Origin of the sequence: Bradyrhizobium sp. LVM 105, from assembly GCF_003957705.1 — a bacterium.
Taxonomy (GTDB): domain Bacteria; phylum Pseudomonadota; class Alphaproteobacteria; order Rhizobiales; family Xanthobacteraceae; genus Bradyrhizobium; species Bradyrhizobium frederickii.
Genome location: NZ_QZMV01000048.1, coordinates 1 through 11,644, shown reverse-complemented (window position 1 = coordinate 11,644; position 11,644 = coordinate 1). Strand labels below are relative to the sequence as shown.

Genomic DNA, 11,644 nt, shown 5'->3' with positions numbered 1-11,644 from the left:
ATTCGCGGGTCAATCTTGCCCGCCGTCAGGCAGAAACTCCACTTATCGCGCTGTTCAGATTTGCGGGACCAGCTCAAGAGTCTGTTGCGAAGGAATAGGGCGGAAGGGTCCCACAACCTTCAGGCAAAAAGGACGATGTTACGCGAAGCCGGTCTAGAGCCGTTCGCCCAAGAGACGCGATATAGATTTGGTACATCTTCGCGCATTGACCAGATCGTGAATGAGGTCGCCGACGATCGGTCGATCTACTTGGTCAGCTTGCGTTTCGCCGCAGGTGGCGCCCACACAATCGCAACGTCGACATCGAATGGAATGACGACCCTCTTTGATCCCAACTATGGGGAATTTACTGTTCGCTCAGATCAGATGGGTGAGTTGTTCAAAAGTCTCGCCTACCGCTACTGGAACCCGAACCGACATGATATATCGACTGTCGTCACACTAAGGATGACGTGAGTGTTTGGGAGGTTGCAACATACTTGGCCGAGGCCCGCGAGTGGATCCTTTCGCGGTCGATGCCGGACATCCGCCTCGCGTCCGGCAGTGCAACTACAGCAGGAAACATGGATTGTGGCGCCCTGACGCGCGCCCGACGTGAAGCAGAGCTCACAGCGCCCCCTTCGGACGTTGGAGGCCATGCTCGGCCGAAGCTCTCTGGAAGTAATGCAGCAAGGGGAAAATGCTCAGAGAGAGGCTGGTCGGTCACTCAGATTGATGAGCTCGTGCGCTGGCGCGTCAAAGTCTGAATGGGCTGCGCTTGCAACTCATGCAGGACCGGCGGCCCGTTAGACTTTCCTGAAAGTTGGCTAAGCTCCTCGTGTGGGTTTCGACGCCTTTAGCTCTTGCGCGCGGGGCTAAGGGCTAAGGGCGGGCATCACGCATCCAAAACAATCGGCACCAGTTGTATTTTCGTCTGCTTTAGAATCGTCACCGGCCGCTTCTCCACTGACCTCGCCAGCCAAACAGCTGCTGTCAACGACAATGCGTGCCGTCGCACCATCGCACGACCGGGTCGACGCTCGCCACGAGCTCGGCAACAATCCGTGCTTGTCCTCGTCATTGCGCTTTCGCTGAGGTCCGGCTCTGGTTGAAGATCTCAGCACCGGAACCGAAACTGATAACACTATGCACTGTGTTCGTTTCAAGCCTAACGGGCAAGCTTTTGGGCGAGCCGACTACAAGGTCCTTCAACAATTTTCGAATTTACGGCCTGGATCCCCTCTCCGGAGCTGGCTATTAGTTCTGGAAGATCCGAGGGCTTACATATGACCCCAGTGCCACACCGGAAGCAGCGCGGGCGCGACTCGGCGCTGGTCAGGACGGTGAATCAGACGCTGTCGCTGCCACGCCCGCACTGGTTGAAGTTAGCAGAAACGTGACTCGGCGCCCAAAAGCCCCACGCATACACAGGGCAAGCGCTGTCCCTACCACGAGCCGCTAACTTCGACGTCACTGTAGAATGACTAGCTTTCCGAAAGCTGACGAACCCGACGCGATTCACAAAAACGAAAGCGGCCGGTGGCCCTCCTGACTGGAAGCCACCCATCTGTCCAGCGGGCGTCCGACCTAAGAGTATGGTCAAGCATAGACATAAGCCGATCTCTTCAAAGAGGTCGTGAAACTCACATATAATATGTGCCGCGAGATGATGTCAGCAGAAGCCTATCGATATTTGCAAGGCCCGGCTCTGCGACATCATTCACGAAAGATGATCCTTTACCTCCGAGACTTCGATGACAGCCGGGCGCATCCGATCAAGCTCGAAAGTGATCGGACACCAGGCCAACGAACGGCCTTTCACTGTTACCCGATGCCCTCGGTCGCGTCCTCCGGAAGATGTCGGCGGTTGGGTCGGGCGATGTCGAATACCTCGATGTCACAGGGTGAGCCGTCTTCTCCCGAACAGGACCATGTGCGCCCGTGCGGCCCATAGATTTGATCGCCACTTCATTGGCGGACAGTGATGCCGATCTCTTCGCATTGTCCGGAAAGTGGAAGGCGCGTCAGCGCGGCGCGCGGGCTAATATAACGGTGAAGCGCCAGTCAAAACGGGATCCGATCTACGCTTACTTCACGAACTCCTTGTTTGTCGATATTGTGGCCGGAAGCCCACGGTAGTCTCTCCTGAATCAGCTGCCGCGAGTCGAGCAAGCCGCTCGCGAAGCGCGCCCTCCAGAGCGCCGTAGCGAGCGAACGGCTTGCGGTGTTCGACGAAATAACCTGTCGAGATTAGATCCTAAAACATGAAGCTCGGACCGCTAGTTTGATCTCTGCGGTGCTTATGAGCCGTCGAGCGGCCTTTGATCGCCAATACTTCAGCAATCACTGCAGGGTACGTCGCTGATGGCCGCTCAACCGACCGCGCGCAGACGCTTCCAGCCGGGAGAGAAGATCGACCGCGGACAAGTGCGGGGCCGCCGGTATGCCGTTTCAAGCAAAGCAATGACGAGTCGTCGGTTCCCATGCCGCCGGAAGGCTTCATCGGCCGAGAGCAAGGCGGGCCCTGAAACCCATGAAGCCCCGCGACGATTGAGAGCCGCGGGTCGGTCGTTTTGCCGATGTGGCGATGCATTGCTTTGCGAGCGACGGCCTCGTCAGCTTCTGGAAAGCCTATCCATAATAGGATCAGCTCAATTGATTTCTTGGACGTGAGGCTATCGTGGACCCGTACAATTTCGATCCATCCAATGTAACAGCTTGGTCCCGGGTGCAGCACGCGGTCTTGGAAGAGCCGCAGGGGGGCATGCCGGGCAAGAGGGCTTTGAGCAGAACTTGGCGGAGGCGCGCCCACCCGATCCGGGTCCTGTCTCCGGTGGCGGCCGCAACTATCATCCCCATCTCTCTGCAGAACATCGGGACATTATCGATAAGGCGATTGCCCAATATGCAGCTCAGAAAAACCCAAAACCGACGACGGTTAAGCGCTATACTCAGGTGCTTCGCCGACTTGGAAATCATCTTGGCGCTCATCGCCAAAAGATTGATCTGGGGGACCACGAGTCCCTGGTCCGTCACGTCAAGACTTACTTCCCTAACGACGAAGGCATAAAGAAAGGGTTGAGTGTTCTTCGTGCGTATCATGACCCGAGCTATGTAGCTTCTGGCGGGCGGCCGCGCACAATCCCCTCAGCGGACGACGCGCCCCTCTCAGAGCGGCTTAATGCCAGTGGCATGACGTCGGGTAGCGCTGCTCGTCATGATCGTAGTCTTCGCAGATTTTCTAACGCGCTTAATCTTGCGGGCCACTCGATATCCGGACTAGACCACGCTGCGCGTATTGAATTCGCTCAGAAGTTGTTCCCGAAGGACGAGCATCTATTGTTCGCGTTAAACAAGGTTGGCGATGCCGAGCACGTTGCCGAAGCGGGTCCGTCTCGAAAGCGCAGCGGTCATGCTGTCCCGTCGCGCACATTGCATCTTCATCCCGATGACGCCCGCATCATTGACGGCCTGGAAAAAGCAGAGTTGAGCATGCTCAAACCCGAGGAGACTCGCCGGAGAAAAGATGTTCAAGATCTGGCCGGCAACCAACGAAGATTCGGTGCTTGGCTCCAAAGCAATGGGCGAGGGAGCATAGTGAGCCGACTGACCGGCACCAGTGAGCAGCAAAAGTCGTTGAACGACGATCACACGGACTTTAAAAAGCTAGTCGAAATGCTGACATGGGCTTCGATCGTCTTCGGAGCTACCTATGGCTCGTCGAGGCGAACGCTGCGCTGGGCGTCTCCTCCGAGCAGGCGGGTGGCGAGCCGCGGCGTGGCGAGTCGAACTCTACGTGGTCGCCGCACTTGCCGCACGATTTTGAGTGGCCGACGCCGGAAGCTGTGCCAGATGGGTCGTCGGCGATCTACCGAGGTCTCGACTCTTTCGTTGATCTGCCGTACACCTCGCAGGAGGTAAGAGACGATGCTCAGTCAGCGCCGGTGAGTAGGGCTGCCGCCAGACCGCCCCACTTCACCGGACCGTTGGACGCGCCAGCTCGGTCGCCAGACATTTTCCGCGGTCTTCAGTCTTTCGTTGATCTGCCGTACACGCCACAGCAGATGCGAGACGATGCTCAGTCAGCGCCGGTGAGTAGGGCTGCCGCCAGACGGCCGCTCTTCACCGGACCATCGGACGCGCCAGCTCAGTCGGCAGACACCTTTCGCGGTCTTCAGTCCTTCGTTGATCTGCCGTACACGCCGCAGCAGATGCGAGACGGTGCCCAGTCGGCGCCGGTGAGTGGGGCTGCCGCCAAATCGCCGCTCTTCACCGGACCATCGGACGCGCCAGCTGCGGTCGGCAGACACCTTCCGCGGTCTTCAGTCCTTCGTTGATCTGCCGTACACGCCGCAGCAGATGCGAGACGATGCTCAGTCGGCGCCGGTGAGTGAAGCTGCCGCCAAATCGCCGGTCTTCACTGAAATATCAGACGTGCCAGCTCAATCGTCAGACATCTACCGCGGTCTCAACTCTTTCGTTGATCTGCCATACATACCGCAGCAGATGCGTGACGATGCTCAGTCAGCGCCGGTGCTCAGCCCTGCCGGTGAACCCACGTTCTTCGTCGGGCGGTCGGGCGTACTTCAAGAGCTTGAGGACATCGGAGACCGAGTCGACATGGATTGGCAGCATGGCTCCCAGCCGGCGCCAAATTTCTTACTCGATGTCCTGGATAACATCGGGGTCCTGCCGACCCAGTTCAGCGGCCCAACCGAGGTCTCCATCAACGGTGAGTACTCGATCACATTGGGGCCGCGAGGACGCCGCGGTGCGCAATTCATCCATCATCCTCGCCCGTCTCCTGTCCCGGGTGCTCAGATCGGCTCCTCGGCTAGCGTTGCCTCTTCCGGTCACCGCAGCGGACCCGTGCTAGGCCCCACGCAGTGGCTGGGTGACGAGCATATCCAGCAGGACTATGAGCTCCTGGCGAATGAGTTGCAGCAGAACAATCCGGATCTCGCCGCCCGGACGCGGTTCGTGGATCCCCTGATTGCCCAAATGTTGCGATCCCCCTCCAAGGAGGTCGCCGAACGAGCATTAGGGTGGTTTCTCCATGATACAGCCGACTTCCTGTTCCTGCCGGTAAGCGATGCCAGCAATACGGATAGACATCGGCGCGGCAGTCACTGGTCGCTGCTGCTGGTTGATCGCCGCGATCGGGACCGGCCGGTCGCTTATCACTATGACTCCACGCAGGGATATAATGACAGGCCCTCAGCGGAGCTCGCACGACGGCTCGACGCTCACCTGCAACAGGCCCCGATAAGACAGCAGCAGAACGGTTATGACTGCGGCGTCTTTGTCGTGGACGGCACCCGGGAACTAGTTAGGCGATTGGCAGCAAGACGGCCGGACCTGAACCTCAATAATCTCGTCATCAGTCGGCAGGCACTGGGGGACCGACTAGGCGCTGGTGTCGGCTTCAACTGAACAGGGTGTGCGACCGAGTCAAATGCGCTTCTCGCCGATCGAAGATCCGCCATCGGTGTGTTCGCAGAGCATCATAGTGTCTCACCTGAGGAGCTGAGTGCGCATACGACGAAGGCCGGCTGATTGACGAATGTGCGCGGGCACAACGAGCTCTACGATCAGCTGTGTGAAGGTCAGGCGGCCTGGTGACCGGCGGGCTTATCGGCCTGGCGCAGGAGCTTCTATTCCCAGGGCAGCAGTTCGTGCAGGCGTGTCGCGGGAAGGTCGGCGATCCGGACCAGGACCTCAGACAGCATTGGCTGGACAGTCTGCCTCTTCCATCGGAGGAGCGTGCGATGCTCCAGCGTCTTATCACGGAACTCGAACGCGTGACGAAGCAACTATCGGAAATCGACAAAGTCGTGGCCCAACAGGCTCTGGATGATCCACGGGCTCTCAAGCTGATGACGATCCCCGGCGTGAGTTCGGTCGTCGCATCGAGTGTACTGGCCTCCATCGGCGACATCGCACGCTTCCAATCACCGGATAAGCTCAGCAGCTACTTCGGTTTGACCCCTCGAGTTCGGCAATCGGGAGAGCATCCGGCAAGGCATGGCCGTATCTCGAAACAGGGCAATCGTGACGCCCGCAAGATGCTGGTTGAAGCGGCCTGGTCGGCCAAGACGGCGCCCGGGCCGCTGCGGGCCTTCTTCAATCGCATACAGAAGAAGCATGGGCCTGGAGTCGCGGCCGTCGCCACGGCACGTAAGCTCGCAGTGATGATCTGGCACGTCCTGACGACCGGGAAAGATTATGCTTACGCACGACCGGCGTTCACAGCGATGAAACTCCGGAAGGTGGCACTCAAGGCTGGAGCGCCTCGTGCCTATGGCAAGGCTGGCCCGGGTCGGGACTACTGGATCAAGGAACTGCGTGAGCGGGAAGCTGGCTATGTCGCACGCGTCGAGCAGGCGTACGAGCGGATGGTGGCGGCCTGGAAGGAGAAGCCAAAAAAAGTGGCCTTGAACTGACGATAGGGCTTCTCAACACCATCCGTGGTCAAGCAGATCCCGCCATCGTCGAGGAAGCGGGCGAAGTCGTTCCAGCGCCTGAGCATGTTACTTCGTAGGCTTCAGGACCTCGGTGGAGGGCGAGAGGGTTTCGCGCCCCGCAACCACGTGCATGTGCTCAAGAAGCGGCTTGCTCTTTCCGTGGCGGACGGCCGGTCACGTCGGCGTCCCGGCCGTTGATGGTGCGCTGGATATCGAACGACGCATCGAGGTGTCTCACCGGAGCGCGATTAGGTTAGGCCCTCATAGCAGCCTGCCGGAATTAGACGTGGCAGTGCATCAGGGATGCTTCGCCTTTCCGCGGTTGCATCGTCGCGCGCGGGACCACCAGGTGGAAAGACGTCCGGCATCGGCCAGATGTCAGACATACTGCACTAATCTAAGGTAATCGTCCGTGAGGACAGGTGAGCGAATCGAACAAGCCGCGTCTTCAAGGAAGGTGGTGAGAGTCCGACTAGCCCAATTGCGGACTTCGACAGATTGCCGGGCCGGCGCGCGAGTACGGAGAGTTGCAAGTTCGGAACTGACGAGGTCAGCCGCCGCTGCGGCGCAATCTGAGGCAGAGAAGCAGCCAGCAGACATGACAGCTTTTGCCAGCCCCAATGTGGTGAGCCAACCCGCATAGATCAGCACGGCACCGTCTGTCTCATTGAGCCCAGAGAGCTGCTCAATTGCAGCACCATGGACTGATGCCGCTCCAACTGATCGAAAGAGATCGGCTATTTCGTCACGCGTGGCTTTAGAGAGGAGGCAGCGACCGAGATGCGATAGGAGCGCCTCAGTCGGACCTTCGAAGATGCGAAGGATGCGAGCGTCTCGATAGATTTTGGCTAAAGGCGCTCCCTCGTCGTAACCACGGCCACCTAACAGCTGGACGCATTGATCAGCGACAAGGCCGCACCACTCCGAGGACAAAACCTTCGTTGCCGACGCAAGGTGGACGTTTGGCGCGCCCTGCGCTGAAACAAGTTGGCATGATGCGGCCAGCATCGCCTTCACGACTTCCCGCCGCAGCACCATCTGTCCAAATAACTGCTCGATGTAGCTGTTCTCGATCATGCGCAGTTTACCGAGTCGGCGATGGCTTGCATAAGAGGCTGCGACCTGGATAGCGCGCTCAAGGGCTCCAAGACCCATAGCAGCCACACCGATACGGCCGCGGTTCATGCTAGATGAGGCAGCGCCCCAGCCGTCTTGATCGCGAGAGAGCACGTAAGAACGCGGCACCTCAACATCGTGGAACTCCAGGGTATTCTGAATGATGCCACGCAGACCCAGTGTGCGATGCTCGTGCGTGACCTTGAGGCCTGGAGCCTGCCTGTCAACGAGTACACCAACGAGCCGACCTTTCGCATCGGGTCCAGACGCGCGCGCAAAGCAAACGATCCAGCGAGCCCAGTCAGCGAGGCCGATCCAGATCTTGCGGCCAGAGATACGAACTTTATCTTCGCGCATGAGGGCCGAAGCCTCTATGTGCCTCGGGGCCGAGCCAGCTCCGGGCTCCGTCAAAGCGAAAGCGCAGAGATCGCCGCGTGTTGCACCCCAAATGATATGGTTTTGTTCCGGGATGTGCGGTGCCGCTTGGATGCAGGGCAAGGCCAGGAAGTTATGGATGACGAGGGTAGAGGCAGCGGAGACATCGAAGGATGCAGTGGCAGAGATGAGGTTGATGGCCTCCTCTAGGGGAAGAGCTAATCCGCCGTGCTCTCCTGGTGTGGTGAGCCCGAACAGTCCATGCCTTGCCAATATGCTGTGTAGGGTTGGAGGGAATGCTCGGCGGTCATCCGCGTCGGCGAAATTTAGCTGACTGAGGTCAGCGATCAAATTGGAGTATAGTGCAGCTGCACGGCGTTCGGCCGTGCGTTCCTGCGCCTCCCGGAATTGGGCATAAACCTGAGTATACATGGCCATAAGGCCCACAATGAACCCGGTCGCGCTTCATGCCAATTCATCCCCGCGGCTATCTCGGTTACACATTGGTATAGTGTGGATGTAAGCCCAGTATAAGCACGTTCTGCGGGACGTCGACTTATTGCGACCGCTGCGTGGACTCTCATCAAGATAAGTCTTGTCGGGCCTATCGGAGGCGCACGTTCGTTTCTTCCCATTGGCCAAAACTAGGTATGTTGCGCAACGATGAACCGCACACCGCAAGTTCGATGGTAGCGTCAACCCGCCGCATCATCTAGACCGCCTCTCTTGCAACTGCCCCGTAGGCAGCGGCGCTCCTTTGCCCCTATCTGCGACGGCCCATCCATCTCATTGCCGAGGCACCACAGCTTGATCCCATGAGGCGCCCGCCAGCCGTGCTTGCGGCGAAGCTCCGACCACACAGCTTCTCCAGGATGGTTGCAGTGTTCGACCAAATTGCGAGCGGCATCGCCGCGGCGGGTCCCCAGATTGAGGGCAATCATCGACGCGACATCGGCGGCCCGGCGCCAGTCCATGAATTCATTGGTGCCGAAGCTGTCGGGTCGGTGCTCAACCAGCCAAATCGAGGCGCGCCGGCCTCGTCTCTAGTGGTCCAACACCGTCCTCCCAATTGTAACCGTGCCGCCAGGATATCGAACGACGGGCGGGCCGAGCTCCTTCACCAGCGCCAGCACGGCCCTCCGAAAACCTCTTTCGTCTACGCTCCGATGGCCGGGCTCGTAGATGCTACCGTAGATGCATCGGCCCCGATGTTCGACGAAAGACGAAAGCACCAAACAGACGAGAGTTCGTGTGACCAATGGTGAAGTCGCGATCGATCAGAACTGTGGCTTTCCTGATGTTCTTCTCGGCCGGCCTGCGGCTGATGACAGTTACGACGTGGCCTGCTGCTCTGCGAAAGGAACAAATGAAAATGCGTGCCGACACTGGAGAGAACTCCATGAAGCCGATCCGCATCTAGCAGTACGAGCCTTTGGCAGCGGCAGCGGCAGCGGCGTCGTGGAGATATTGGGCGCAAACACTACAACAATAAAGAGAGCAATCGGCAACAACTCGCCAATTTTACGGCAAACCCACGGGGCGCAGCCAGCCCGCTAGCACGTTCCGAGTCGTTCTGGGTAGTCCAAGGTTCGGTCCCGCTGCATCCTCAAGAAAGTCATTCCCCGTGATTTGCCCGACCGTATGCGCAACAGCATCGATTACGCAACCTTCTGACACACAGCGGCTTGCTAGGGTTATGTTGCAAGCCCGCCGAAGCAAAACCCTGGCATTCCCGCCGGGGTTTTGCATGGTCATCGACACTTTGGCAGAGTAGATCAGAAGTCCATACCGCCCATACCGGCGCCTGGAGGCATTGCTGGACCAGCCGCAGCCTTCTTTGGCAGCTCGGCAACCATCGCTTCCGTCGTGATCAGGAGAGCGGCAACCGAGGAGGCGTTCTGGACCGCGATGCGCACGACCTTGGTCGGGTCAATGATGCCCTTGGAGACAAGGTTGCTATACTCGCCTGTCTGCGCATCGAAGCCATAAGAGTACTGCTCGTTGTCCAGGACTTTGCCGACCACGATCGAACCGTCTTCACCGGCGTTGATCGCGATCTGGCGGGCCGGCCAGGACAGCGCCTTGCGCACGATCTCGACGCCGGTCTTCTGGTCGTCGTTCTTGGTGCGCAGGCCCTTGAGCTGCTCGGAAGCACGGAGCAGGGCGACGCCGCCGCCCGGGACGATGCCTTCTTCCACGGCCGCGCGGGTCGCATGCATCGCGTCATCAACGCGATCCTTGCGCTCCTTGACCTCGACCTCGGTCGCGCCGCCGACGCGGATCACCGCGACGCCGCCGGCGAGCTTGGCCAGACGCTCCTGGAGCTTCTCGCGGTCGTAGTCCGAGGTGGTTTCCTCGATCTGCGCCTTGATCTGGGCCACGCGCGCCTCGATGTCGGCCTTCTTGCCGGCGCCGTTGACGATCGTGGTGTTCTCCTTGTCGATCATCACCTTCTTGGCGCGACCGAGCATGTTGAGCGTGACGTTCTCGAGCTTGATGCCGAGGTCTTCCGAGATCGCCTGGCCGCCGGTCAGGATCGCGATGTCCTGCAGCATGGCCTTGCGGCGATCGCCGAAGCCCGGAGCCTTGACGGCCGCAACCTTGAGGCCGCCGCGCAGACGGTTAACGACGAGGGTCGCGAGGGCTTCGCCTTCGACGTCCTCGGCGACGATGACCAGCGGCTTACCACTCTGCACCACGGCCTCGAGCAGCGGCAGCAGCTCGTTCAGCGAGGAGAGCTTCTTCTCGTTGATGAGAATGTAGGCATCATCCATCTCGACGCGCATCTTATCGGCGTTGGTCACGAAGTAGGGCGAGATGTAGCCGCGGTCGAACTGCATGCCCTCGACGACGTCGAGTTCGGTCTCGAGCGACTTGGCCTCTTCGACCGTGATCACGCCTTCGTTGCCGACCTTCTTCACGGCGTCGGCGAGGAACTTGCCGATCTCCTGGTCGCCGTTGGCCGAAATGGTGCCGACCTGGGCGATCTCCTCGTTCGAGGTGACCTTCTTGGAGTTCTTCTGGAGGTCCGCAACGACGGCTTCGACCGCGAGGTCGATACCGCGTTTCAGGTCCATCGGGTTCATACCGGCGGCAACTGACTTCACGCCTTCGCGGACTATCGCGGCGGCCAGGACGGTCGCAGTGGTGGTGCCGTCGCCGGCAGCATCCGCCGCCTTCGAAGCGACTTCGCGCACCATCTGGGCGCCCATGTTCTCGAACTTGTCGTCGAGTTCGATGTCCTTGGCGACGGCAACGCCGTCCTTGGTGATGCGAGGCGCGCCGAACGACTTGTCGAGCACGACGTTGCGGCCCTTCGGACCGAGCGTGACCTGCACGGCATTGGCGAGGATGTCGACGCCGCGCAGCATACGGTCCCGCGCGTCTACTCCGAATTTGACTTCTTTGGCTGACATTAAGAATTCCCTCAGTTCTTATTTTATCACCCTTCAGCGCGCCTAGGTGGGCGCTCTTCAGGTAGTGAGCTGTGCGAGCGCTGGGTTAGGCGGCTTTCTTGTTGGAAAACACATCTGTGAGAACGCCCATGATGTCGCTCTCCTTCATGATCAACAGCTCCTCGCTATTGATCTTGACTTCGGTACCCGACCATTTGCCGAACAGCACACGGTCCCCGACTGAGCTGGTCCCGCAAATCTGAACAGCGCGATAAGTGGAGTTTCTGCCTGACGGCGGGCAAGATTGACCCGCGA

8 protein-coding genes and 2 pseudogenes are annotated in these 11,644 nt (G+C 59.4%); 5 read left to right on the top strand and 5 right to left on the bottom strand.

The genetic code is table 11. From position 1 onward, the window contains the following. Positions 1 to 15: 15 nt before the first annotated feature. The 4 genes and pseudogenes from D6B98_RS38895 (at position 16) to D6B98_RS38880 (ending at position 6,422) form a co-directional block, all read left to right on the top strand. Entirely contained in the window at positions 16 to 456 is a 441-nt protein-coding gene (locus D6B98_RS38895) for a YopT-type cysteine protease domain-containing protein (protein ID WP_349644833.1), read from the top strand. 2,316 nt (positions 457 to 2,772) lie between these two features. Then, complete coding sequence (locus D6B98_RS38890) at positions 2,773 to 3,900, top strand: hypothetical protein (protein ID WP_126262163.1); 1,128 nt, start codon at positions 2,773 to 2,775, stop codon at positions 3,898 to 3,900. Between the two features lie 924 nt (positions 3,901 to 4,824). Next, positions 4,825 to 5,412, top strand: a pseudogene (locus D6B98_RS42115) (Ulp1 family isopeptidase); the annotation flags it as partial. A 335-nt stretch (positions 5,413 to 5,747) separates the two neighbouring features. Next, complete coding sequence (locus D6B98_RS38880; protein ID WP_235884958.1) at positions 5,748 to 6,422, top strand: IS110 family RNA-guided transposase; 675 nt, start codon at positions 5,748 to 5,750, stop codon at positions 6,420 to 6,422. On the opposite strand, the pseudogene D6B98_RS41280 reads toward D6B98_RS38880, so the two are convergent. From D6B98_RS41280 to D6B98_RS42110, 3 genes and pseudogenes are all read right to left on the bottom strand, one after another. Then, positions 6,422 to 6,681 (bottom strand): annotated as a pseudogene (locus D6B98_RS41280) (IS66 family transposase); the annotation flags it as partial. The gene D6B98_RS38880 and the pseudogene D6B98_RS41280 overlap by 1 nt on opposite strands. Before the next feature lie 140 nt (positions 6,682 to 6,821). Next, a complete protein-coding gene (locus tag D6B98_RS38875) occupies positions 6,822 to 8,366 on the bottom strand; it encodes an acyl-CoA dehydrogenase family protein (protein WP_164719158.1) in 1,545 nt (514 codons plus the stop codon). Between the two features lie 263 nt (positions 8,367 to 8,629). Continuing rightward, on the bottom strand, positions 8,630 to 8,950 hold the full coding sequence (locus D6B98_RS42110; protein WP_478271736.1) for an alpha-L-arabinofuranosidase family protein: 321 nt from the start codon (positions 8,948 to 8,950) through the stop codon (positions 8,630 to 8,632). Positions 8,951 to 9,185: 235 nt separating this feature from the next. Between D6B98_RS42110 and D6B98_RS38870 the strand changes: the two genes are divergently transcribed. Next, the gene (locus D6B98_RS38870; RefSeq protein ID WP_126262160.1) at positions 9,186 to 9,491 is read left to right on the top strand and encodes a hypothetical protein; all 306 of its coding nucleotides are present in this window, start codon (positions 9,186 to 9,188) and stop codon (positions 9,489 to 9,491) included. A 218-nt stretch (positions 9,492 to 9,709) separates the two neighbouring features. On the opposite strand, the gene groL is transcribed toward D6B98_RS38870, so the two are convergent. Together groL and D6B98_RS40635 are read right to left on the bottom strand one after the other, a co-directional pair. Next, positions 9,710 to 11,350 (bottom strand): chaperonin GroEL, encoded by a 1,641-nt coding sequence (gene groL, locus D6B98_RS38865; RefSeq protein ID WP_126262159.1) that lies wholly within the window; start codon positions 11,348 to 11,350, stop codon positions 9,710 to 9,712. Positions 11,351 to 11,435: 85 nt separating this feature from the next. Beyond that, a partial coding sequence (locus tag D6B98_RS40635; RefSeq protein ID WP_502699967.1) for a co-chaperone GroES occupies positions 11,436 to 11,644 on the bottom strand: 209 nt, incomplete at its 5' end.

What these genes read in the sequence shown, in the direction of transcription:
- D6B98_RS38875 (WP_164719158.1), bottom strand. Translation starts at nt 8,366, where the DNA reads ATGTATACTCAGGTTTATGCCCAATTCCGGGAGGCGCAGGAACGCACG.
- groL (WP_126262159.1), bottom strand. Translation starts at nt 11,350, where the DNA reads ATGTCAGCCAAAGAAGTCAAATTCGGAGTAGACGCGCGGGACCGTATG.
- D6B98_RS38880 (WP_235884958.1), top strand. Translation starts at nt 5,748, where the DNA reads ATGCTCCAGCGTCTTATCACGGAACTCGAACGCGTGACGAAGCAACTA.